Origin of the sequence: Erythrobacter donghaensis (assembly GCF_001557325.1) — a bacterium.
Taxonomy (GTDB): Bacteria; Pseudomonadota; Alphaproteobacteria; order Sphingomonadales; family Sphingomonadaceae; genus Erythrobacter; species Erythrobacter donghaensis_B.
The window spans coordinates 1-22,297 of the sequence record NZ_LSJS01000160.1; the positions used below are offsets into that span (position 1 = coordinate 1).

Below are 22,297 nucleotides of genomic sequence, written 5' to 3' on the forward strand. Positions count from 1 at the left end.
GGGCGCGGGGGCAGGACAACCGCGCCCGTGCGCGCCGATGCGGCTGCGTCGGCTGCCGCAAGCAGCTCCCGTTGCAGGACCAGCAGCACCCTCGCCCGCGCCAGATCGATCGGTGCCGCCCCCCAGGCCAGAGCGGCGAGGCGGTAGGGCGACGGCGGTCCGGGAAAGATGGCGGCGGCGGCGGCCGGGGCCGGGGCCGCGGCGGCCGCAGGGCCGGTGGCGAAGGGATTTTCCCACCACATCGCCCGCGCCCCGCACCACCCGCCGATCAGCAGCACGAGCATCACGAGCGGGCCGCCCCGCATCCCGCCGCCGGCCTCGCCCCGGATTCCGGCCCGGACGCCGGAGGCGGCGTGGCGGGCCATGGCGGTCACGGTCGGGCTGGGCCGAACCGGCCGGCGGCGGTGGGATGCGCGTCATGCTCGGTCTTGTCCCACGCCGCCGCGCCGCCGCGCAGGGTGCGGGCATAGGCGAACACCGCGCGCCGCCCGGCGATGATCGCGATGACATTGGCGAGCGGCAGGCGCAGCACCGACCACACGCCCTCGACCAGACCATATTCGCGCGCGGTGAAGGCAAAGCGCAGCGCGATCCGCCAGGTGAAGGCCGCGCCATTGGCGGCGAGCACCGCGACCAGCAGCGGGGTCAGCGGCGGCGGCTCGGCAAGGCCGAAAGCGATCATCAGGCCCATCAGCGCAGTCAGCACCACCAGCGCATAGCCGACCAGCAGCACCAGCGCGGTGAGCGGCCCGCGCCGGTCGCGCGCGCGCATCCAGTATTCGCTCAGCCCCCCGGCCCAGCCCACGCGGTCCCAGCCGAGCAGCGCGATGCCCAGCACCCAGCGGCTTTTCTGGCGCACCACGGTGTCGAAGCGATGGGGGAAGAAGGCCCGCGTGGCGATCAGCCGGCCGTCCTCGCCGCGCGCACGCACGAAGCGGCAGCGCCCGCCCTCGGCGGCGATGGCGAGGCCGAGCTCGTAATCCTCGGTCAGCGAATCGCTGGCAAAGGGCAGGCCCGCACCGGTCTCGCCGCCCTGCCCCTTCACGTGCCGCGCCACCAGCCAGTCGAGCGCGCGGCGCGAGGTGGCGCAGCCGACGCCTGCCCCCGGCAAGCCCGCCCCCAGCGCATCGCGCACCACCATCGCCTTGCCGTGGGCCTCGGCGAATTCCTCGCAGTAATGCGCGCCGATGTGCCGCGCGAGCCAGCCGCGGTGGCGCGGCACCAGCGGCTCGACCGGGAGCTGCACGAAATCGGCGCCGGCGGCAATGGTCTCGTCAAGCAGGCCGAGCGCGCCGGCATCGACCATGTCCTCGGCATCGTGGAACACCAGCATCGCGAAGCGCTGCCGGCTGCGTTCCTCGTCGAGGGTGAGCGCGGCGAACAGGCGGTTGAGGCAATCGGCCTTGGTGGTGGGCCCCTCGCGCCCGTGAATCACCAGCCGGAAGCGCGGATCGCCGCGCGCGGCGGCGATCGCGGCGCCGATCGTGGCGGGATCATTGCGGTAGCAGCCGACATAGAGGCGCAAGGAGGCCTGCGGCCAGGTTTCGAGCAGGTGGCGGATGGTCTGGCCGATCACCGCCGCCTCGCGCCAGGCGGGGATCAGCACCGCGACCGGCCCGGCGAGGCTGCGATGCGCGAGGCTCGCCCGGCTGCGCCGCGGCGTGACCGCGCGGCCGCGGGCCCTGAGCCACAGCCACGCTGCATCCACTGCCAGATCGTCAAGCGCGCCGACGAGGAAGAACACCCCGGCGAACAGCAGCAATTCATGCTGCAACAGGGCGAGCCCCTGCCACAACGCAGGCTCTGCAATGGACAAGGCGACCCCCTTCCCCAATCGAGTTCTTAATCTACATTAGAGAAGGGCCCCTTGCAACTGCGCAGGCGATCATTGATAGTTTAAATGGCTCTAATTGCGGGACTTGTAGATAAGCGACAGGTCACCACGTGCCGGAATTGGGCATGCTTGCCCAGGGCTCGGCCGGCGCGAGATGACCCTCCTGCAGCAGCTCGACCGAGATGCCGTCGGGCGACTTGACGAAGGCCATGTGCCCGTCGCGCGGGGGGCGGTGGATGGTGTGGCCGGCGTCGAGCAGCCGCTGGCAGGTCTCGTAGACATTGTCGACGCGGTAGGCGAGGTGCCCGAAATTGCGCCCGCCGGTGTATTCCTCCGCCGGACTGCCGTCCTCGGGCGGCCAGTTGTAGGTGAGCTCGACTTCGGCCACCCCGGCCTGCCCTGGCGCGGCAAGGAAGATCAGCGTGAAGCGCCCGGCCTCGCTGTCGAAGCGGCGCACCTCCTCGAGGCCGATCAGCTTGAAGAAGGCGACCGTCGCCTCGGGGTCGGCGACGCGGATCATCGAGTGAAGATATTTCACCATGGCTCATTCCATTCAAAAACGGTTCATCGACGCTGATGCACAACTCGTCGCACCAACTCTTGTGGGGGAACATGCGATGAGCGGCGATGACATGCAACCGGCAAACACGGCCGGAGGTGCCCTGGGAGAGCCCGCCAGCCTGCGCTGGTTCGGCACGGCGGCGATCCTGTCGGTCGGCCTGATCGCGGGCGGATACCTCCTCGGCGATGGCCTCCTGCGCGCCAAGGACGCCGAGCGCGCGGTCACCGTGCGCGGGCTCGCCGAGCGCGATGTCACCGCCGACCTTGCGACCTGGACGATCTCCTACTCGGCCTCCTCGACCAGCCTGGCCGAGGCGCAGGACAAGGTGCGGCGCGACACCCAGGGCATCGAGGCCTTCTTCGAGGAGCTCGGCTTTCCCGCCGACGCGCTCCAGCCGACCGGCGCCAACGTGACGAGCTTCACCAACGAGGGGCTGACCACCTACACCGTGCGCCAGCGGCTCGCGCTGCGCACCACCGACATCAAGCGCGCCCAGAAGGCGGTCGCGCGGCAGTTCGACCTCGTCGGGCGCGGGGTGTTCCTCGAGGAGGGCTCGGGGATGGCCTACACCTTCACCAAGCTCAACGACATCAAGCCCGAGATGGTCGCCGCCGCAACCAGGGACGCGCGCGCCGCTGCGCAGCAATTCGCCAAGGATTCCAATTCGTCCGTCGGCAAGATCCGCGACGCGACCCAGGGCTATTTCGAGATCGAGGCGCGCGACGGCGATGCCGGCGGGTGGGGCTCGGCCGACAGCCCCTACAAGAAGGTGCGGGTGGTCACGACGGTGAGCTTCACGCTCGACTAGCGCGCCCGCTGGCTGCCGCCTGCCGACAATTTGCCACCTTTGGTCGCTCGCCGCGGAGGGTTGGTTGCGCCGCCACGTTGAGCGCGTTATCGCGCCCCCGACAACAGGGGCGTGGTCATTTCTGCCCGACTTCCAGGCTTCGCCCGGGTCGCGCCAACCTGAAACACCACAAGGCTCATGCTACAGCGTCTGCGCGAATTCTTCACTCCCCCGCCCCCGGCCCGGCTGCCGGCCGTTCCCGATGGCCGGCGCTACTACGCGATCGGCGACATCCACGGGCGGCTCGACCTCTACGAGGCGCTGATCGGCGCGATCGAGGAAGAGATCGCGGCTGCCCCCGGTGTCGATCACCGTATCGTGCTGCTCGGCGATCTGGTCGACCGCGGCGCCGACAGCGCGGGCGTGGTCGAGCGCACCCGCAGCTGGCAGCAATCGCGCAATGTCCGTGTGCTCGCCGGCAATCACGAGGAGATGTTCCTCGCCGCCTTCGACAGGCCCGAGGCGCTCCGCCACTTCATCAAGCATGGCGGGCACGAGACGCTGCTGAGCTACGGCTTCACCCGGCAGCAGCTGTCCGAGCTGTCGCTCGAGGAGATCTTCGAGGAGCTGCCGAAGGTCGTCAGCACGGCGACCCGCGACTACATCGCCGGGTTCGAGACGATGATCCGCGCCGGCGACTATGTCTTCGTCCACGCCGGCATCGACCCCTCGCGCCCGCTCTCCGAGCAGACCCGCGGCGACCTCCTGTGGATCCGCGAGCGCTTTCTCAGCCACGAAGGCCCGCTCGAGAAGGTCGTGGTGCACGGTCACACGATCTTCGAGAAGGTCATGGATTGCGGCAACCGGATCGGAATTGACACTGGCGCTTTCCGCTCGGGTGTGCTTACCGCGCTCGTGCTCGAGGGCGACCAGCGGCGCATCCTGCAGGCCCGGACCGTCGACGGCGGGACGGCGCAAGTGTTCCATGGCGACCGGGCGCAGTAGGCGCGCCGACCCGCATGCGGCGCCGACCGATGCCGATTTCAATCTGAGGGCCGAAGTTTCATGAAAATCGCGATGGTGGGATCAGGCTATGTCGGGCTCGTCTCGGGCGCATGCTTTGCCGACTTCGGCCATGACGTGGTCTGTATCGACAAGGACCAGGGCAAGATCGACCGCCTGCACGCGGGCATCATGCCGATCTACGAGCCCGGGCTCGAGGGGCTGGTCGAAAGCAACGTGAAGGCCGGACGCCTCAGCTTCACCACCGACCTCGGCGAGGGGATCGCCGGCGCGGATGCGATCTTCATCGCGGTCGGCACCCCCAGCCGCCGCGGCGACGGCCATGCCGACCTCACCTTCGTCTACGAAGTCGCGCGCGAGGTGGGCGAGAAGCTCAGCGGTGACGCGGTGGTCGTCACCAAGTCGACCGTGCCCGTCGGCACCGGCGACGAGGTCGAGCGGATCATCCGCGAGACCGGCACGGCGCACCGCTTCGCGGTCGTCTCCAACCCCGAATTCCTGCGCGAGGGCGCGGCGATCGGCGATTTCAAGCGCCCCGACCGCATCGTCATCGGCGCCGAGGACGAATTCGGCCGCGAGGTGATGCGCGAGGTCTACCGCCCGCTGTTCCTCAACGAGAGCCCGATCCTGTTCACCTCGCGGCGCACCAGCGAGCTGATCAAGTATGCGGCGAACGCCTTCCTCGCGACCAAGATCACCTTCATCAACGAGATGGCGGACCTGTGCGAGAAGGTCGGGGCGAACGTGCAGGACGTCAGCCGCGGGATCGGGATGGACAACCGCATCGGCGCGAAGTTCCTGCACGCCGGCCCCGGCTATGGCGGCTCCTGCTTCCCCAAGGACACGCTCGCGCTGCTCAAGACCGCCGAGGACTACGACAGCCCGACCCGGATCGTCGAGGCGGTGGTCAAGGTCAACGACAGCCGCAAGCGCGCGATGGGCCGCAAGGTGGTCGATGCGCTCGGCGGCTTCGAGGCCGCGCGCGGCAAGAAGGCTGCGCTGCTCGGCCTGACCTTCAAGCCCAACACCGACGACATGCGCGACAGCCCGGCAATCGCCGTCGCACAGACGCTGATGGACGCGGGCGTGGCCGTCGCCGCCTATGACCCCGAGGGCATGGAGCAGGCCCGCCCGCTGCTCCCCGGCGTCACCATGTGCGAGAACGCCTACGAGGCGATCGCGGGCGCCGATGTGGTGGTGATCGTCACCGAATGGGACGCCTTCCGTGCGCTCGACCTTCGCCGTGTCAAGGAGTTGGCCAACGCGCCGGTGATGGTCGACCTGCGCAACGTCTACAAGCCCGAGGACATGCGGGCGGCGGGGTTCCAGTATGTGAGCGTGGGTCGGGCGTAACAGCTGGGGCATTTTGCCCTTGAGCCCCTTCCCTTGAGGGAAGGGGTTGGGGATGGGTGTTCGACGCCCGCTGTTGCCGTACCCCCACCCCCAACCCCCTCCCCAAGGGGAGGGGAGAACCGAGCGCCTAACCCGGCGAAAGGTCGATCCCCTCGCCAAAGCCCGCGCGGGCGCCGCAGCTGATGAACTCCATCGCCTCGTCCGGCGTGTTGCCGATGTTGCCGCTGTAGTAGAAGAATATCCGCCGCCCCTCGACGCGGAACAGCGGCACCCGCTTGCCGCCCTCGGCGCGGGCGCTCCACCAGCCGGTCTTCGGATCGAACCGCGCCGCCGTCACGCTGAGATCGCACATGTGGGCATTGGCCCCGATCGCGTCGCCCTCTGCCGCGATGCTGCCGTCAGGATTGCCAGTGAGCGTGACGCGCTGATAACTCGCCTCGCGCAGCACCGGCAGGATGCGCGCGTAAAGCTCGCCCGTCCGCATCGCATCGGGCAGGGGCAGGGTGTCGTCGTGATAGGTCACGCTTTCGCCCGGCTTCAGCGCAATCCGGGGGCCGAGCAAGGCGCGCAGCCGCTCGATGCGCGCCTGATAGAGCAGCGAGATGCAATCGCGATCCTGCCCGCATTTCGCGCGTGACGCGAGCCAGCGGCGCTGCTGCGCAAGATCGCCCTTGCCGACCGCGACGACCTGCGCCCACATCGCGGCCAGCTCGCGGTCAAGGCTGCGCAGATCGGTCTCGTCCGAGACGCAGATGATCCTTTCGGTGAGGGTCGCGGCCTTGGCGCAATCGAAACTCGCGCGGTCGTCCACTTCGGCCAGCGCGCGGGTGGCGGCGATCAGGCTGCGCGCCTCTTCGGGCGTGAGGGTGACGATCGTCGGATAGGCGGTCGGCGCGGGGGTCGGCACGGGGGGCGAGGGCTCCTCGACAAGGTAATCATAGGGCGAGGCGACGTCGTTCCCTAGCCGCACCGGCCCTTCGATCCGCGCCGCGGCCAGTGCGCCCAGCGAGTGCGGAGGGATGATCGTCCCATCGATCCGCGCGCCCTTGACCTCGTCTTCCAGCACCCCGATGCTGCTGAGATCGGCGCGGGTGAGGTCGGCTCCGGAAAAGTCCTGAAACGGGTTGATGCACCACACGTCGATGGTGATGCCGCAGGCGAAGCTTGCCTCCGTCAGGTTGGCACCGCGGAAACTCACGTCGCGAAATGCCGCGCCCTGCCAGGCCGAGACGAAGCGCATTCCCGCCAGATCGGCAGCCGTAAAGTCGCTGCCCTCCGGGTCGACCCCGTGGGTCGACAGCCCCGGCCAGCGCACGCGGGCGGCCTTCGCGCCGATGAAGGCGATGTGGACGAGGCGCAGGTTGGGGATGTCCGAGCCCTCCCAGGTGGTGCCCTCCAGCTCGGTTTCGACCAGACAGGCCCCGGCCAGCAGCGGCGCGAGCGGGCGCATGTCGGCGCCCTTGAAGTGGCCGCCGTGGACCACCCGGCGCTTGCCAGCGGGCGCGTTCTTGAGAGCGTCGGCGAAGACCTTCGGGCTTGTGATCTCGCGCGCGTCGATGATCGCCCAATCGGCACGGGCGGCGGCGGCATCCTCGCCCGGGAGTGCGCAGAGATCGGTAAGGGGCGGGTCTTGCGACGGACCATCAGGCTCCAGCGCGGCCAGAGCGAGCGCGGCGGCGAGTGTGAACATCGGCGGCAAGTCCTCCCGATCAGGAGGTTACGCGAAGGCGGGGCGCGAGACAAATCCCGTTGGCTGGGGGGCCTCGTCAGTCCCTCCCCGTCCTCTCAATGATGGGGAGGTGGCAGACGCCGCAGGCGGCTGACGGAGGGGCCTGCCCGCTTGCCGCCTTACCCCTCCGTCACCGCTTCGCGGTGCCACCTCCCCATTCCTGCGGAACGGGGAGGGACTGGCCACATAACGATGATCCGGCCCGCCAACGGACGGGCCGCAAGGCCGACCGGCCGCCCGCAGGTGCCCGGACCCCCGGCCTTGAGCCGGGGGGAGGAACAGCACCGAGGACGTCCTCGCGGAGGCGAGGACGCACACAAACCTCATATCAGGGGGCCATCATAAGCCGGGTTCTGTCTCCCCGGACGGTATCCTTGCGGACCTGCGCCGGGGTGGCAGCCATTCATCTGGGCCGCCGGTTGCCCGGCGGCTCTAGCAGCCAACCCGGGTCTCTCGGCGCGAAACACGCCTGCCTTTCGGCGCGAGACCCCTATTCGGCCTTGCTCCGGGTGGGGTTTGCCATGCGGTTGCCGTTGCCGGCCCCCCGGTGCGCTCTTGCCGCACCCTTTCACCCTTGCCTGTGCCCTTTAGGGGCCATCGGCGGTATACTCTCTGTGGCACTTTCCCTTGCCGCTCTTGCGAGCGACCGGCGGGCGTTACCCGCCACCCTCGTTTCGTGGAGCCCGGACTTTCCTCGCATCTTGCGACACGCGGCTGCCTCAGGCCCCCTGACCGGGCGGCCTATAGGGGCACATTGTCAGGAAAGCAAAATTAGCGCGTCCGCCCCTGGTCGCGGTCGAGCAGGAGTTGCCACAGGATCGCGGCCACCTCGCCGTCGGGAACGCCGGTGATGCGCTCGGGCCGCCAGCGGCGCTCGAAGGCCTCCACGGCCTTGGCCTGATCGGTGATGTCGTAGCCGAAGCGCTCGAGCGCTAGGAAGAAACTGCCCCAGTTGTGGAACGGATTGCCCGCCGCAAGGCACGCGGGGCGCGGCAGGCACAGCTTGGCTTGCGCGAGGCGGTCCCACGGGAACAGCTCGCCCGGGTCGACCTTGCGCATCGGCGCGACGTCGGAGTGGCCGACGACATTGGCGCGCGGGATGTCGTACTGCTTCACGATCCGCGCCAGCAGCGGGATCAGCGCATCGATTTGCGCCTCGGCAAAGCCCCGGTAGCCGAGCGCGTGACCGGGGTGATCGAGTTCGATCCCGATGCTCGCCGAGTTCACGTCCGGGATGCCGCGCCAGTAGCTTGCGCCTGCGTGCCAGGCGCGGCGGTCCTCGGGCACCAGCCGGATCACCTCGCCTTGTTCGGTGATGCAGTAATGCGCGCTGACGCCGGCCTCGGGATCGCACATCCGCGCGAGCGCGGTCTCGACCGGCTTCATCTCGGTGTAGTGGATCACCACCATGCTGATCGGCAGCGTCCGCTCGCCGTGGTTGGGCGAGAGCACCTCGCGGTGGACCAACTCGTCTTCAGTGCCCCCCGACACGCGTCCGGCCCTAGCCGATCATGCCTTCGGGCTCGGGCAGCACCGCCCCCAGCACCAGCGCGCCATCGCCGAGCTTGTACTGGAGCCCGCCCTCCATCTCCTCGGCGAGCACCGCGATCATGTGCGCGGCCGCCGTGCGGCTGGTGATCTCGTGCGCGGCGAGTTCGCCCTGGAGCGCGCGGCCGATGGTCTCGTCGAAGGCGATCCGGTCACCGCGCGCACGGGCGACGATCTCGACCGCGCCCTCGCGCCGCTCGGCCCCGATGTCGAGCGTCCCGCCGCGCACCAGCGCATCCAATGCGATCTGCGCGAGGTTGAGCAGCACCTTGACCGCGGGCTTGGGCAGGCTCGGCTCGGCAATCGCCCAGTTCACTTCCACGCGCTTGGCGTCCGAGGCGAGCGCGTCGATCACCGCCTTGGCCTCGTCCACCGGGATCGCCTCGCCGAAGCCCCCGGCAGCGCCGAAGGCGAGGCGGAAGAACTTGAGCTTGTCGGTGCTGATCCTCGCCGATTGCTCGAGCAGATCGATCACCTGCGCGCGCATCTGCGGATCCTGCTCCTCGGCGAGCAGCTCGAGCCCGTTGGCGAGCGCGCCGACCGGCGAGAGCATGTCGTGGCACAGGCGCGAGCACAGCATCGCGGCGAGATCGGTCTGGGAAATCATGGGCGCATTCCTAGCCTTCGATCATGGTAAAGGGAAGTGCGGCAAAGCCCTGCTCCTCGTCTCTCCAGAACCTTGCGTCGTCGCCAGCGATGATCGCCCAGACCCTGCCATCGCCGCCGGCCGAGGCGCGATCGGTGGCGGAAGGGATCGCGGGGCCGCGCGGGTGCGAGTGGTAATAGCCGATGACCTGCGGCCCGCCGGCGCGCGCGGCGCGGTGCGCGTCGATCAGCGCCTGCGGGTCGATCTCGAAATGGGTTTGGGGGGACGGGTGGACGTTGCGGGCTTGGCGCGCCTCAGTGATCCGCCCGCCCTCGCCCAGCAGGATACCGCAAGCCTCACGCGAGTGCGCAGCGGCGGCATGGGCGCGCATGGCGGCGAGGGCTTTCACGCTAACCTCTAACTCCGTTCGCCCTGAGCTTGTCGAAGGGCCGCTTTTCCCTTTTGCGAAGCGCGAAATTGCGTCCCAATCCGCTCGAATCAGGGCCATCTTCTTTGCCCGCGACCAACCCTTGATCTGCCTTTCGGCGGCAAGCGCCTCATAGCGGGTCGGGAAATCCTGCGACCACACCAGTTCGACCGGCAGCCTGTCACTCGTAAAGCCCTTGATCGTGCCCGACCTGTGCTGCGCGAGGCGACGTTCAAGATCATCGGTGTGGCCTGTGTAGAAGGCACCGCCACGGCAATGAAGCATGTAGGCCCAGAACACCATGCGAGACGGCTAAGTGAAAGACGGCCCTTCGACAAGCTCAGGGCGAACGGTTAGGGGGGCGGGGTGACTGAACCGCAAATCATCACCGGCACCATCATCGGCCCCGGCCGCCTCGACAAGACGCTGGCGGACGCCACCGGCCTCAGCCGCGCGCGGGTGCAGGGGCTGATCGAGGAGGGCCGCGTCGATGTCGCGGGCAGGACTGCCGTCTCGGCATCGGGCAAGGTGGCGGAGGGAACGCCGTTCCGCATCATCCTCGCCGCCGCCATGCCCGCCGCCGCGCAAGCAGAGGACATCCCGCTCACCGTCGCCTTCGAGGATCAGCACCTGATCGTGGTCGACAAGCCCGCAGGCATGGTCGTCCACCCGGCGGTGGGCAACATCTCCGGCACGCTGGTCAACGCGCTGCTGCACCATTGCCGGGGGCAGCTCAGCGGCATCAACGGGGTCGCGCGGCCCGGGATCGTCCACCGGATCGACAAGGACACCTCGGGGCTCCTCGTCATCGCCAAGTCCGATGCCGCCCACGAAGGCCTCGCCGCGCAGTTCGCCGCGCACACCGTCCACCGCCGCTACATCGCGGTGTGCGCGGGGCACCCCTCCCCGTCCGAAGGAACCATCGATGCGCGCATCGGGCGCTCGGACGGCGACCGAAAGAAAATGACGGTGCTCCCCAACAATTCCTCGCGCGGCAAGACGGCGATCACCCATTACAAGGTGCTCCAGCGGCTCGACCATGCCGCGCAGATCGAATGCCGGCTCGAGACCGGGCGCACCCACCAGGTGCGTGTTCACTGTGCGTCAATCGGCCATCCGCTATTGGGAGACCCTGCCTATGGCCGCACACCCAAACAGCTTCGCCCCGCTCTCGAGCGACTCGGCTTTGCCCGCCAGGCGCTTCACGCCGCCGAGCTCGGCTTCCAGCACCCGCTCACCGGCGAGATGGTGCTATTCCGGAGCAATCTGCCGCAAGACATGGCGGAACTGATCGACCAACTCAGTCATTCTGATCGATGAATAGTGCACACAAGCGCATTCGCCCGGTCTATAAGTAACCCCGTGGCCCAGCGCGACGGATGCCCAGCAGGGGTCCCCGCCAGTCGGTCGACGCCAGAAAGGTTAGGTAACCAGTGACCAAGTCCAAATCTCCTTCGGTCCCGGCGCTGTCCGGTGAGCAGTCGCTCAACCGCTATCTCGCCGAGATCCGCAAGTTCCCGGTGCTGACGGCCGAGCAGGAATACATGCTCGCCAAGCGCTATCAGGAACACGAGGATCCCGAAGCCGCCGCCCAGCTCGTCTCCAGCCACCTGCGGCTCGTCGCCAAGATCGCGATGGGGTACCGCGGTTATGGCCTGCCCGTTTCCGACCTGATCTCGGAAGGGAACGTCGGCCTGATGCAGGGCGTCAAGAAGTTCGAACCCGATCGCGGCTTCCGCCTCGCGACCTACGCGATGTGGTGGATCAAGGCGAGCATCCAGGAATTCATCCTGCGCTCGTGGAGCCTCGTGAAGATGGGCACCACCGCGGCGCAGAAGAAGCTGTTCTTCAACCTGCGCCGGATGAAGAAGCAGCTCGAGGCTTACGAGGACAGCGACCTCTCGCCTGAAGACGTGACCAAGATCGCCACCGACCTCGGCGTGCCCGAGCAGGAAGTGATCAACATGAACCGGCGCATGATGATGGGCGGCGATGCCTCGCTCAACGTCAGCTTGCGCGGGGCCGAGGAAGGCTCGGGCGAATGGCAGGACTGGCTGGCGGATGACCGCCCGCTGCAGGACGAGACCGTCGCCGAGGCCGAGGAATCGCAGATGCGCATGGCGATGCTCAGCGAGGCGATGCAAAGCCTCAACGAGCGCGAGCGGCACATCCTCACCGAACGCCGCCTGACCGAGAAGCCCCAGACGCTGGAAGAGCTCAGCCAGGAATACGACGTCAGCCGCGAACGCATCCGCCAGATCGAGGTGCGCGCCTTCGAGAAGCTCCAGAAGGCGATGCAGCGGATCGCGGGCGAAAGGCTGCTGCCGGGGATTGCCTGACAGCGCGCCGGACGCGTCGCCCCAGCGCCACAAGATCTCCAGCCCCCCGGTCGCCGCATGCGATCGGGGGGCTTTCCTTTCGCCACAGCCTCGCTGCGAGGGATGGCACCGGTAGAACTGGAGTTTCACGCAGCGGCGCTGAGGGAGCGGAGGCGCACAGGTGTCGCGCTTGCGGCAAAGCCGCTTCCCAACGCCGAGCGGCGGCCTTTGTAGGCGTCGCCGCATCGGCGGGTATTGCGCAGGTATTTGTCACCTATTGAGGACATGCTTGCAGCGATCTGTGCCGTCAAAGCGGGGCCGATGCATGGTCACAAGGCCCATTTTCACAGCAGGATCGGCCATCCCGCCCTACCGTCGCCGAGAGGCGCAATCGGGTTGGAACCGGTGCCGTAATGCATTGCAAATAAATGTTTTTTCAGCGCCGACGCAGGGAGCGGCGCCGCCGACGCAGCCTTGCCCTCCCCTACATGCCGCCTGCCCCGCGCCCGCATCCGGTCGCCCCCGCACAGACCCTTGCCTGTTCAGGGATCACCGATGTTTCACGTGAAACATTTCGGGAACGTTACTTCTTCCCCGCCAGGTCCATCACCGCCGCGATCATCGCCCGCGCGCCCAGCGTGATGCTCTCGCGCGGGGCGACCTGGAACAGCGGGGAGTGGTGCCCGGCAATCGCCGGCCCGCCCGCCTTGGCCGCCGCGATGCGCTCGGGCGTCGTCCCGCCGACCGCGAAGTAGTAGCCCGGCACGCCGGTGCCGGGGGCGACGAAATAGGTGAAATCCTCCGCGCCCATGTTCTGCTGCTCGAAGGGCACCACCGCGCCCTCGCCCAGCGCGCGCTTCATGACCGCATTGAGGCGGCGGGCGAGCGCGGGGTCGTTGTTGGTCACCGGCGTGCCCGAGAACTTGGTCACCGTCACCGGCATGTCGTCGGGGAGCCCGTGCGCCTTGCCGATATTGACCGCGATCCGCTCGACCAGCGCGATCACCTGCGCGCGGGTCTCCTCGTCATTGGCACGCACGGTGAGCTTGAGGTTGGCCTCGTCCGGGATGATGTTGTAGGCGCTCCCGGCGTGGATCGAACCGACCGTCACCACCACCGGCTTGAGCGGAGAAATCTCGCGCGAATCAATGGATTGCAGCGCGGTGACGATCTGCGAGGCGATATAGACCGGGTCCTTGCCCAGATGCGGCGAGGCGCCGTGGGTGCCGATCCCGGGCACGCGCACATCGAGCGTGTCCGAGCTCGAATACTGGATGCCCTCGGCGGCCGAGACCACACCCGTCGGCAGGTTCGCCGCGACATGGAAGGCGAGCGCATAATCGGGCTTGCCGAAGCGCTGGTAGAGCCCGTCCTCCATCATCGCCTTGGCCCCGCGCACGCCTTCCTCGGCAGGCTGGACGACGAACATCAGCGTGCCGCTCCACTGCCCCTTGGTGGCCGCCAGCCGCCGCGCGGTGGCGATCATCGCGGTGATGTGGGTGTCGTGTCCGCAGGCGTGCATGGTGGGATATTCCTTGCCGTCCTCGCCCACCTGCTTCGCGCGCGAAGCATAGGCGAGGCCGGTCTTCTCCTCCACCGGCAGCCCGTCCATGTCGGCGCGGATCAGGATCAGCGGGCCCTTGCCGTTTTTCAGGATGCCGACCACCCCGGTACCGCCGACGCCAGTCGTCACCTCGAGCCCCGCCGCCTTCAGCTCGGCCGCCATCTTGGCCGCGGTGCGGTTCTCGAGGAAGCCCAGCTCGGGGTTCTGGTGGAAGTCGAGGAACAGCGGGGCGAGGTAGTTGTCATACTCGGCCTCGATCGCCTGCCTGGTGGCGACATCCTCGGCCAGCGCGGGTTGGGTGGCGGCGGCGGCGGCGAGCGCGAAGGCGCTCGCGGCGAGGTGGAACAGGCGCATGTCGGTGGTCTCCCCTGGAAGTTTGAGCGCAAGCTTGCCGCGCGCACCGCCCGCAGGCAAGCGGCCATGCTTCCCTCGTCCCCCGCGCTGCGCTAGAGCCAGACCATGATCTCGCTTATCCTGCGCTACACCGCCAAAGCGATCGCCGCCTTCATCGCGTTGACGCTGGTGCTGGTGGTGGCCTTCAAGTGGCTCCCCGTGCCCGTCACCGCGACCATGCTGATGGACGAAAACGGCATCACCAAGGATTGGGAGAGCCTCGATAATATCGACCGCAACCTTGTCTCCGCCGTCATCGCCTCGGAGGATCAGCGCTTCTGCCAGCACTCCGGTTTCGACACCGAGGCGATCGAGCAGGCGATGCGCGAAAACCTCGAAGGCGGGCGCATCCGCGGCGGCTCCTCGATCAGCCAGCAGACCGCCAAGAACGTCTTCCTGTGGCAGGGCGGCGGCTATTTCCGCAAGGCGCTCGAAGCGTGGTTCACCTTCTGGATCGAGCTTGTGTGGGACAAGCGGCGGATCATGGAGGTCTACTTGAACGTCGCCGAAACCGGGATCGGCACCTACGGCGCCGAGGCCGGATCGCAGCGCTATTTCGGCCACTCCGCCGCGCGCCTCAGCCGCGACGAGGCAAGCAGAATGGCCGCAGCCCTCCCCAGCCCCAAGAAGCGTTCGGTCAAGAACCCGGGCGGCTGGCTCGCGCGCCACGGCAACCGCATCGAGCGGCGCATCGGCATCGTCAGGCGTGACGGGCTCGATGCTTGCGTCTACAACTGACCGCGATGGCCCACGCGCACGCCCATAACCACCACGATCATGGCCATGCGCATCACGGGCATGGCCACGGGCACGGCGGCCACAGCCATGCCCCCGCCGATTTCGGCCGCGCCTTCCTGATCGGGATCGTGCTCAACACCGGCTTTGTCCTGCTCGAGGCCGCCGCCGGGCTGATCTACGGCTCGATGGCGCTGATTGCCGACGCAGGGCACAACCTGTCCGACGTGCTGGCGCTGGCGCTGGCGTGGATCGCCAGCATCGCCGCGCGCCAGCCGCCCTCGGGCCGCTTCACCTATGGCTACAAGTCCTCGACGATCCTCGCCGCCCTCGCCAATGCGCTGCTGCTGGCGGTGGCGATCGGGGCGATCCTGTTCGAGACGCTGCACCGGATGGCGAACCCCACCGAGCCGCAGGGCCTCGCCATGGCGGCGGTGGCGGGCGTCGGAATCGCGATCAACGCCTTCACCGCCTTCCTGTTCGTGAAGGGGCAGGGCGACCTCAACATCCGCGGCGCCTATCTCCACATGGCGGCCGACGCGCTGGTGTCACTGGGCGTGGTGGTGGCGGGGCTGGCGATCGTCTTCACCGGCTGGGCCTGGGTCGATCCGGCGGTGAGTCTCGTGATCCTGGCGGTGATCGCGTGGGGCACCTGGGGCCTAGCGCGCGATTCCGTCGCGATGGGGCTTCTCGCTGCCCCAGCGGGGATCGAACTTGACGAGGTGAAGCAGCATCTCGCCGGCTTCGAGGGCGTGGCCGCAGTCCATGATCTCCACGTCTGGCCGATGTCGACCACCGAGGTCGCGCTGACCGCGCACCTCGTCATGCCCGCCCGCCCCGCCTCCGACCGCTTCCTGCACGAGGTCGCCGCGAGCCTCGAGGCGCGCTTCGGCGTTACCCACGCGACGATCCAGATCGAGAGCGGCGATGCGCCTTGCGCCCACCCCTGCGGAGCCGACTGCTGATGGCCGCGCGCCCCCGCCCCTCCCCGGACGCGGCGCGCGAGGCGCTGAGCGATGCGATGGCGCGGCTGGCCGCGGGCGACCAGGCCGCGCTCGAGGAAATCTATCGCGCCACGCGGGTGAAGCTGTTCGGCATAACCTTGCGTATCTTGGGCGACCCTAAGGAAGCCGAGGACGCCTTGCAGGACGTCTATGTCAATCTCTGGCAGCGTGCCGACCGCTATGACCCGACCCGCGCGAGCCCGATCGCGTGGCTGGCGGCGTTCGCGCGCAACCGCGCGATCGACCGGCTGCGCACGGGCAAGGTGCGCGCCGGAGCGGTGCCGGTCGAGGAAGCCGCACCGCTCCCCGACGAGAACCCGCTTGCCGACGCGCTGCTGATCGATGCCGAGCAGACCGCGCAGATCCACAAGTGTCTGGGCGCCCTCGACGCGCGCACCCAGGGCCACATCCGCGCGGCCTTCTTCGAGGGCTACACCTATGCCCAGCTTGCCGAAGCCGCCGACGTGCCGCTCGGCACGATGAAGAGCTGGATCCGCCGCGGCCTCCAGCGCCTGCGCGCCTGTCTCGAAGCGAGCGAGACGGCATGAGCGGGCCCGAGGACAACACCCCCGAGGTGACCCGCGACGATCCGATGATCGCCGCCGAGTGGGCATTGGGCCTGCTCGAGGGTGAGGAGCTGCTCGCCGCGCGCGGCAAATACGCGACCGATCCGGCTTTCGCCTGGCGCAAGGAATGGTGGGACGGCTGGTTCGCCCCGCTCTCCGATGCCATCCCGGGCGCCGAGCCGGGCGAACACGTGTGGGATGCGATCGCCGCGCGCGTGGCGGCGGCGCAAGCGGCGGCAAATGCTGCCGGCGATTCGGCGGCCCCGGCGGCGAATGTCGTGGCGCTCGAGGCGCGGGTGCGGCTGTGGCAGCGGGTCGCGGGGCTTTCTTCGATCGCGGCCGCAGCGCTGCTGGCGTGGATGGTGCTCACCCCTGCGCAGACCATCGACACGCCGCAGCCGGCCGAACTGCTCGCCGCCACCGAACCGATGGTCGCCATCGTTCCGATTGGCGACACCGGGCTCAGGCTCGATGTCACCTACATCCCCGGCAGCGAACGCATGGTGGTCGCCGCAATCGGCCTCACTCCGGACGGGGTGCACGATCACGAATTGTGGCTGGTGCCCAAGGATGACGGGCCACTGCAATCGCTGGGCGTGGTCAAGCCGGGCGAGGTGCGCAGCATGATCCTGCCCGCCAGCGTCACTGCCAAGCTGGGCAGAGGCGCAGGACTGGTCCTGACCCGCGAGCCGATCGGCGGCAAGCCTGAAGGCAAGGAAGCTGGTCCGGTGGTCGCCAGCGGCGCCTTCAAGGAAGTCTGAGCCGCCTCGGCTTCGGCCAGGAAAGTCGGCAAATCATCCGCAATATCATTTTTGGCGCATCCGCCTTCCCGAGGATTCCGTAACGTCTGATGCAAGCGGGAGGGGCTTGCACTTGTGACGTAAACCCCAACGGAGATCCCCTTATGACCCTGAAGACCACCTTCGCCGCGCTCGCCGCGGCTACCCTCGCCGCGACCGCCGGCCTTGCCGCCCTCCCCGCCGCGGCGCACCAGCACAAGGCCGAAGCCGCCGCCGCGCCGAACATCGTCCAGGTCGCGATGAGCACTGGCGTCCACAACACCCTGGTCGCCGCGGTGAAGGCCGCCGGCCTCGTCGACACGCTCTCGAGCCCCGGCCCCTTCACCGTCTTCGCCCCCACCGACACCGCCTTCGCCAAGCTGCCCGACGGCACCGTCCCAACGCTGGTGAAGCCCGAGAACAAGGGCACGCTGACCAAGATCCTCACCTACCACGCGGTCGCGGGCAAGGTGACCAGCGCCGATCTCGTCGCGCTGATCAGGAAGCACGGCGGCACCGCGACGATCACCACCGTGGCGGGCGAAAAGCTCAGCGCGCGGCTTTCGGGCGACAAGATCGTGATCACCGACGCCAAGGGCGGCGTGACCGCGGTGACCCAAGCCGACGTCGTGACGTCGAACGGCGTGGTCCACGTGACCGACGGCGTGTTCCTGCCCGCCTGAGCCTTTCCCGGCTGGCGCCGTCCCTCGCATCCCCATCCCCTTGACCCCGAGGGGCGGCGCCTCTCCGACCCCGTCCGGCCTGCCTCCAGGGCCGGGCGGGGTTTTGGCCTGGAGGCGGGCTGGGGCGCTCACGTAGAGCGTTGGAAAGCGACGGTCAGGCACTCCGCAAAGGGGGGCTGACTGACCTTTGCGAACCAGTCCGGGTCGAAACCCTTCAACGTGGCCAGTTCTGCCATGAGGTCTGGCCACCACACCTCTTCCTCATGGCAAACAAGCTCACGCCCGTCCGCGAGCGTCACCTGACAGCAGATCAGGTCGGTAGTCAGCAGATCGCGCTTCCAGAAGATGACCTTACGGACGTCTTCGCGCGAGAAGGGGCTCAGGCCGCCGCTTCCTTCTTCGCAGCGTCGCCGCCATGCACCCGGATCGGGTCCTTCTTGCCCGCGACCACATCGGCGTCGAGCACGATTTCGGTCACGCCTTCCATGTCGGGCAGGTCGAACATCGTGTCGAGCAGCAGGCCCTCGACGATCGAGCGCAGCCCGCGCGCGCCGGTCTTGCGCTTGATCGCGCGCTCGGCGATCGCCTGGAGGGCGTCGTCGGTGAAGGTCAGCTCCACGTCCTCGAGCTCGAACAGCTTCTTGTACTGCTTGACCAGCGCGTTCTTGGGCTCCTGCAGGATGGTGACCAGCGCGGGCACGTCGAGATCGTGCAGCGTGGCGATCACCGGCAGACGGCCGACGAATTCGGGGATCAGGCCGAACTTGAGCAGATCCTCGGGCTCGCTCTTTTCGAGCAGCTCGCCCACGCGCCGCTTGTCGGGATCGGCGACATGCGCGCCGAAGCCGATCGAACGCTTCTGCAAGCGGTCGGCGATGATCTTGTCGAGGCCCGCAAAGGCGCCGCCGCAGATGAACAGGATGTTGGTCGTGTCGACCTGCAGGAATTCCTGCTGCGGATGCTTGCGCCCGCCCTGCGGCGGAACGCTGGCGGTGGTGCCTTCCATCAGCTTGAGCAACGCCTGCTGCACGCCCTCACCCGAAACGTCGCGGGTGATCGAGGGGTTTTCGGCCTTGCGAGTGATCTTGTCGATCTCGTCGATATAGACGATCCCGTGCTGGGCCTTCTCGACATTGTAGTCGGACGCCTGGAGCAGCTTGAGGATGATGTTCTCGACATCCTCGCCCACGTAGCCCGCTTCGGTCAGCGTGGTGGCGTCGGCCATGGTGAAGGGCACGTCGAAGGTGCGCGCCAGCGTCTGTGCGAGCAGGGTCTTGCCCGAGCCGGTCGGGCCGACCAGCAGGATGTTCGACTTCGCCAGCTCGACGTCGCCCGCCTTGCCCGAGTGCTTGAGGCGCTTGTAGTGGTTGTGCACCGCGACCGAGAGCACGCGCTTCGCCCGGTCCTGGCCGATCACGTAATCGTTCAGGGTGGTGAAGATGTCCATCGGCGTGGGGATCTCGCCGTCCTTCTTGCCGGCGATCCCTGCCTTGGTTTCCTCGCGGATGATGTCGTTGCACAGCTCGACGCATTCATCGCAGATGAACACGGTGGGGCCGGCGATGAGCTTGCGCACCTCGTGCTGCGACTTCCCGCAGAAGCTGCAGTAGAGGGTGCTCTTGCTGTCGGATCCGCTCAATTTGGTCATTCCTGTGTCCTCGAATCCGCTGTGCCAGGCGCCGGAACGTCGCGCACGGATTCGTCAAGTGTATCGCGTGGGCCCCATGAATCAACACATGGCGCGCGATTTCGTGCTGTTACCATATTGCCCGCCCTCCTCGGACCGTGGAAAAACCACGGCTCGCGGCGGATTGTCCCGCCCCGGTGCAGGTTGAGGCGGAAGGGTTACTCAGGCGCGCCGCCCGAACCGTCCTCAAGGCCGGTTTCCTCGCTGTCGGGCCGGGTCTCGAACACCTTGTCAACCAGACCGAAGGCACGCGCTTCCTCGGCCTCGAGGAAGGTGTCGCGGTCCATCGCCTTTTCGATCTCCTCGAGACTGCGGCCGGTGAACTTGACGTAGAGGTCGTTCATGCGGCTGCGGATGCGCAGGATCTCGCGCGCCTGGATCTCGATGTCCGACGCCATCCCGCGCGCCCCGCCCGAAGGCTGGTGGATCATGATCCGCGCATTGGGAAGCGCGATGCGCATGCCCGGCTCGCCCGCGGCCAGCAGGAAGCTGCCCATCGAGGCAGCCTGGCCGATGCACACGGTCGACACGCGCGGCTTGATGTACTGCATGGTGTCGAAAATCGCGAGACCCGCGGTCACCACGCCGCCCGGCGAGTTGATGTACATGCTGATCGGCTTGCTGGGATTCTCGCTTTCGAGGAACAGCAGCTGGGCGACGATCAGCGAGGCCATGCCGTCTTCCACCTGGCCGGTGACGAAGACGATGCGCTCGCGCAGCAGGCGGCTGAAAATGTCGAAGCTGCGTTCGCCGCGGCTGGTCTGCTCGACCACCACGGGCACCAGCGCGCCGGTCAGGGGATCGCGGGTGAATTGCCCCTGCGTGCCGTAGGTCTCGCCTGCGTTGCCGAACAGATCGATCATATGGTGCCTTTGCCTTGCTGCTTCACGAATTGGCTATGTCGGAGTGTCAGGGGCAATTTCAAGGGCGTTTACCTTGTTCATGTGAATTGCTCCGCGGGAGGGGGCGTTTTCCCCCTTGAGGCTTTGCGCGAGCGTGGCACATCAGGGTGATGACCTATCGCACCCTTATCCATGCGGGCGCCCGCCCCGCCCTCGCCCTGTTGCTCGCCACCACCGCCGCGCCCGCGCTCGCCAACGAGCCAAGGACGGCCTCTTTCGATGCCGAGCGGCAGATCGAAGCCATCCGCACCCTTGATGACGCGGGCCCGCAGCTGAACGCGGTCATCGTCTATGATGCCGATGCTGCGACCAAGGCCGGGGCGGATACGGTCGTCGGCACCCCGTTGCAGGGACGCACGGTGCTGGTGAAGGACAATGTCGAGACCGCCGAGTGGCCGACCACCGCGGGCAGCCTCGCCCTCGCCGATAATGCCACGGGCCGCGATGCGCCGATGATCGCCTTGCTGCGCGCGCGCGGCGGCGTTGTGCTGGGCAAGACCAATCTTTCGGAGTGGGCCAACATCCGCTCGAACAACTCCACCAGCGGGTGGAGCGCTGTGGGCGGGCTGACCAAGAACCCCTATGCCATCGACCGCAATTCCTGCGGCTCCTCGAGCGGCAGCGGCGCGGCGATCGCGGCGGGCTTCGCCTGGGCCGCCATCGGCACGGAGACCAACGGCTCGATCACCTGCCCCGCCAGCATCAACGGCCTCGTCGGCTTCAAGCCCTCGGTCGGGATCGTCAGCCGCACCCATGTGGTGCCGATCTCCTCGACGCAGGATACCGCCGGGCCGATGACGAGGACGGTGCATGATGCCGCCCTGCTGCTGACCGCCATCGCCGGGCCGGACGCGGCCGATCCGGTGACGCTGGAGGCAAAGCGGGTCGCGGACTACACCGCCGGGCTCGATGCTGCCTCGCTCAAAGGTGTGCGCATCGGCGTGCTGCGCGGCGCGGTGGGCGAGCGGGAGGATGTGAAGGCGCTGTTCGAGACCGCACTGGCTGACCTCGCGCGCGCGGGCGCGGTGCTGGTCGATGTCGACTATTCGCCGCCGGGCGAGCTGTGGCCGGCCGCGCTCCCGGTGCTGATGTTCGAGCTGCGCGAGGAGATGGACAAGTATCTGAGCGCCCGCCCCGTCGAGGGCGGCCCGCGCAGCCTCGCCGATCTGGTCGCCTTCAACCGCGAGAATGCCGCGGCGGAGATGCGCTGGTTCGGGCAGGACCTGTTCGAACAGGCGCTCGAGACCACCGATGCCGAAGCCTATGCCAAGAACCTCGCCACCCTGCGCCGCCTCACCCGCGCCGAGGGGATCGACAGGCTGCTTGCCGACAACAAGGTCGCCTTCCTCGTCGCCCCGACGACGGGCCCCGCGTGGAGCACCGACCTCGTCAACGGCGACAATTTCGGCGGCGGCATCGGGGCGGGCTATCTCGCCGCGATCGCGGGCTATCCGCATATCACCGTGCCGATGGGCGGGGTTGAGGGGCTGCCGATCGGGCTCAGCATCATGGGCGGCCAGTGGCAGGACCATGAAGTGCTGAAGGCCGGGGCGGCCTACGAGAAGGCGCGGACGGCGAAGCTGCCGGTGCCGACCTTCGAGCGGTGGAAGCCGGCGGGGGAATAAGGGAGCGTAGCCTGATATTCCCCTCCCCCTGTGGGAGGGGTTGGGGGGACGGGACGAGGCCGCAAGGCCTCGCCGCGCAGCCGCTGGCGTGGAGCCCCCTCCCCCCGACCCCCTCCCGCAAGGGGAGGGGGAGATGCAGGCCCTCGGACATTCCAAAGCCCAGAACGAACAACCCCCGGCCGTTGCAGCGGC

General features: G+C 68.1%; 20 protein-coding genes, 1 other RNA gene and 2 pseudogenes. 11 read left to right on the forward strand and 12 right to left on the reverse strand.

What is annotated here, in order from left to right:
• The 3 genes and pseudogenes from AX692_RS09280 to AX692_RS09290 form a co-directional block, all read right to left on the reverse strand.
• A pseudogene (locus tag AX692_RS09280) lies at positions 1-305 on the reverse strand (hypothetical protein); the annotation flags it as partial.
• A gap of 65 nt (positions 306-370) precedes the next feature.
• Entirely contained in the window at positions 371-1,816 is a 1,446-nt protein-coding gene (locus AX692_RS09285; protein ID WP_073977645.1) for a glycosyl transferase family protein, read from the reverse strand.
• Positions 1,817-1,937: 121 nt separating this feature from the next.
• The gene (locus AX692_RS09290) at positions 1,938-2,375 is read right to left on the reverse strand and encodes a VOC family protein (RefSeq protein WP_073973416.1); all 438 of its coding nucleotides are present in this window, start codon (positions 2,373-2,375) and stop codon (positions 1,938-1,940) included.
• A gap of 76 nt (positions 2,376-2,451) precedes the next feature.
• Here AX692_RS09290 and AX692_RS09295 point away from each other — a divergent pair, with 76 nt between their 5' ends.
• From AX692_RS09295 to AX692_RS09305, 3 genes are all read left to right on the forward strand, one after another.
• Positions 2,452-3,204, forward strand: a complete 753-nt coding sequence (locus AX692_RS09295) for an SIMPL domain-containing protein (protein WP_073973417.1) — start codon at positions 2,452-2,454, stop codon at positions 3,202-3,204.
• A 177-nt stretch (positions 3,205-3,381) separates the two neighbouring features.
• Positions 3,382-4,188, forward strand: a complete 807-nt coding sequence (locus AX692_RS09300; RefSeq protein ID WP_073973418.1) for a metallophosphoesterase family protein — start codon at positions 3,382-3,384, stop codon at positions 4,186-4,188.
• A 60-nt stretch (positions 4,189-4,248) separates the two neighbouring features.
• Complete coding sequence (locus AX692_RS09305; RefSeq protein WP_073973419.1) at positions 4,249-5,559, forward strand: UDP-glucose dehydrogenase family protein; 1,311 nt, start codon at positions 4,249-4,251, stop codon at positions 5,557-5,559.
• Between the two features lie 127 nt (positions 5,560-5,686).
• Here AX692_RS09305 and AX692_RS09310 read toward each other — a convergent pair whose 3' ends face one another.
• The 6 genes and pseudogenes from AX692_RS09310 to AX692_RS20530 form a co-directional block, all read right to left on the reverse strand.
• Positions 5,687-7,249 carry a hypothetical protein gene (locus AX692_RS09310; RefSeq protein WP_073975755.1) on the reverse strand — a complete coding sequence of 521 codons (1,563 nt, stop codon included), beginning with the start codon at positions 7,247-7,249 and terminating at the stop codon, positions 5,687-5,689.
• A gap of 365 nt (positions 7,250-7,614) precedes the next feature.
• An RNA gene (gene rnpB / locus AX692_RS09315) (RNase P RNA component class A) lies at positions 7,615-8,018 on the reverse strand.
• A 41-nt stretch (positions 8,019-8,059) separates the two neighbouring features.
• Positions 8,060-8,698 carry an N-acetylmuramoyl-L-alanine amidase gene (locus AX692_RS09320; protein WP_081095236.1) on the reverse strand — a complete coding sequence of 213 codons (639 nt, stop codon included), beginning with the start codon at positions 8,696-8,698 and terminating at the stop codon, positions 8,060-8,062.
• A gap of 91 nt (positions 8,699-8,789) precedes the next feature.
• Positions 8,790-9,443, reverse strand: coding sequence for a histidine phosphotransferase family protein (locus tag AX692_RS09325; RefSeq protein ID WP_073975756.1), 654 nt, complete (start codon positions 9,441-9,443; stop codon positions 8,790-8,792).
• A gap of 10 nt (positions 9,444-9,453) precedes the next feature.
• The gene (locus AX692_RS20525) at positions 9,454-9,831 is read right to left on the reverse strand and encodes a M67 family metallopeptidase (protein ID WP_269135519.1); all 378 of its coding nucleotides are present in this window, start codon (positions 9,829-9,831) and stop codon (positions 9,454-9,456) included.
• Between the two features lie 159 nt (positions 9,832-9,990).
• Positions 9,991-10,152 (reverse strand): annotated as a pseudogene (locus AX692_RS20530) (GIY-YIG nuclease family protein); the annotation flags it as partial.
• Positions 10,153-10,215: 63 nt separating this feature from the next.
• On the opposite strand from AX692_RS20530, the gene AX692_RS09340 reads away from it, so the two are divergent.
• Complete coding sequence (locus AX692_RS09340) at positions 10,216-11,169, forward strand: RluA family pseudouridine synthase (protein WP_073975757.1); 954 nt, start codon at positions 10,216-10,218, stop codon at positions 11,167-11,169.
• A 113-nt stretch (positions 11,170-11,282) separates the two neighbouring features.
• Complete coding sequence (gene rpoH, locus AX692_RS09345; protein ID WP_196490076.1) at positions 11,283-12,188, forward strand: RNA polymerase sigma factor RpoH; 906 nt, start codon at positions 11,283-11,285, stop codon at positions 12,186-12,188.
• Positions 12,189-12,750: 562 nt separating this feature from the next.
• On the opposite strand, the gene AX692_RS09350 is transcribed toward rpoH, so the two are convergent.
• On the reverse strand, positions 12,751-14,085 hold the full coding sequence (locus AX692_RS09350; protein WP_073976026.1) for an amidohydrolase: 1,335 nt from the start codon (positions 14,083-14,085) through the stop codon (positions 12,751-12,753).
• 105 nt (positions 14,086-14,190) lie between these two features.
• On the opposite strand from AX692_RS09350, the gene mtgA reads away from it, so the two are divergent.
• The 5 genes from mtgA (at position 14,191) to AX692_RS09375 (ending at position 17,891) form a co-directional block, all read left to right on the forward strand.
• Complete coding sequence (gene mtgA, locus AX692_RS09355) at positions 14,191-14,862, forward strand: monofunctional biosynthetic peptidoglycan transglycosylase (protein WP_073976025.1); 672 nt, start codon at positions 14,191-14,193, stop codon at positions 14,860-14,862.
• A gap of 5 nt (positions 14,863-14,867) precedes the next feature.
• Positions 14,868-15,824: a cation diffusion facilitator family transporter gene (locus AX692_RS09360; RefSeq protein WP_073977646.1), complete on the forward strand. Its 957-nt coding sequence runs from the start codon at positions 14,868-14,870 to the stop codon at positions 15,822-15,824.
• Complete coding sequence (locus tag AX692_RS09365) at positions 15,824-16,411, forward strand: sigma-70 family RNA polymerase sigma factor (RefSeq protein ID WP_073974539.1); 588 nt, start codon at positions 15,824-15,826, stop codon at positions 16,409-16,411. The genes AX692_RS09360 and AX692_RS09365 overlap by 1 nt, the downstream gene beginning before the upstream one ends.
• Positions 16,408-17,190, forward strand: coding sequence for an anti-sigma factor (locus AX692_RS09370; protein WP_073974540.1), 783 nt, complete (start codon positions 16,408-16,410; stop codon positions 17,188-17,190). The genes AX692_RS09365 and AX692_RS09370 overlap by 4 nt, the downstream gene beginning before the upstream one ends.
• A 143-nt stretch (positions 17,191-17,333) precedes the next feature.
• Entirely contained in the window at positions 17,334-17,891 is a 558-nt protein-coding gene (locus AX692_RS09375; RefSeq protein WP_196490077.1) for a fasciclin domain-containing protein, read from the forward strand.
• Positions 17,892-18,270: 379 nt separating this feature from the next.
• On the opposite strand, the gene clpX is transcribed toward AX692_RS09375, so the two are convergent.
• Complete coding sequence (clpX, locus tag AX692_RS09380; RefSeq protein WP_073974541.1) at positions 18,271-19,539, reverse strand: ATP-dependent Clp protease ATP-binding subunit ClpX; 1,269 nt, start codon at positions 19,537-19,539, stop codon at positions 18,271-18,273.
• Positions 19,540-19,736: 197 nt separating this feature from the next.
• Positions 19,737-20,441 (reverse strand): ATP-dependent Clp endopeptidase proteolytic subunit ClpP, encoded by a 705-nt coding sequence (gene clpP, locus AX692_RS09385; protein WP_073974542.1) that lies wholly within the window; start codon positions 20,439-20,441, stop codon positions 19,737-19,739.
• A 149-nt stretch (positions 20,442-20,590) separates the two neighbouring features.
• Here clpP and AX692_RS09390 point away from each other — a divergent pair, with 149 nt between their 5' ends.
• Positions 20,591-22,105: an amidase gene (locus tag AX692_RS09390; protein WP_073977081.1), complete on the forward strand. Its 1,515-nt coding sequence runs from the start codon at positions 20,591-20,593 to the stop codon at positions 22,103-22,105.
• Positions 22,106-22,297: the final 192 nt, after the last annotated feature.

Bases quoted from the DNA above. Each gene is read 5' to 3' on its own strand.
- AX692_RS09290 (WP_073973416.1), bottom strand. From the start codon at position 2,375: ATGGTGAAATATCTTCACTCGATGATCCGCGTCGCCGACCCCGAGGCG.
- AX692_RS09295 (WP_073973417.1), top strand. From the start codon at position 2,452: ATGAGCGGCGATGACATGCAACCGGCAAACACGGCCGGAGGTGCCCTG.
- AX692_RS09300 (WP_073973418.1), top strand. From the start codon at position 3,382: ATGCTACAGCGTCTGCGCGAATTCTTCACTCCCCCGCCCCCGGCCCGG.
- AX692_RS09305 (WP_073973419.1), top strand. From the start codon at position 4,249: ATGAAAATCGCGATGGTGGGATCAGGCTATGTCGGGCTCGTCTCGGGC.
- AX692_RS09310 (WP_073975755.1), bottom strand. From the start codon at position 7,249: ATGTTCACACTCGCCGCCGCGCTCGCTCTGGCCGCGCTGGAGCCTGAT.
- AX692_RS09320 (WP_081095236.1), bottom strand. From the start codon at position 8,698: ATGGTGGTGATCCACTACACCGAGATGAAGCCGGTCGAGACCGCGCTC.
- AX692_RS09325 (WP_073975756.1), bottom strand. From the start codon at position 9,443: ATGATTTCCCAGACCGATCTCGCCGCGATGCTGTGCTCGCGCCTGTGC.
- AX692_RS09350 (WP_073976026.1), bottom strand. From the start codon at position 14,085: ATGCGCCTGTTCCACCTCGCCGCGAGCGCCTTCGCGCTCGCCGCCGCC.
- mtgA (WP_073976025.1), top strand. From the start codon at position 14,191: ATGATCTCGCTTATCCTGCGCTACACCGCCAAAGCGATCGCCGCCTTC.
- AX692_RS09360 (WP_073977646.1), top strand. From the start codon at position 14,868: ATGGCCCACGCGCACGCCCATAACCACCACGATCATGGCCATGCGCAT.
- AX692_RS09365 (WP_073974539.1), top strand. From the start codon at position 15,824: ATGGCCGCGCGCCCCCGCCCCTCCCCGGACGCGGCGCGCGAGGCGCTG.
- AX692_RS09370 (WP_073974540.1), top strand. From the start codon at position 16,408: ATGAGCGGGCCCGAGGACAACACCCCCGAGGTGACCCGCGACGATCCG.
- AX692_RS09375 (WP_196490077.1), top strand. From the start codon at position 17,334: ATGACCCTGAAGACCACCTTCGCCGCGCTCGCCGCGGCTACCCTCGCC.
- clpX (WP_073974541.1), bottom strand. From the start codon at position 19,539: ATGACCAAATTGAGCGGATCCGACAGCAAGAGCACCCTCTACTGCAGC.
- clpP (WP_073974542.1), bottom strand. From the start codon at position 20,441: ATGATCGATCTGTTCGGCAACGCAGGCGAGACCTACGGCACGCAGGGG.
- AX692_RS09390 (WP_073977081.1), top strand. From the start codon at position 20,591: ATGACCTATCGCACCCTTATCCATGCGGGCGCCCGCCCCGCCCTCGCC.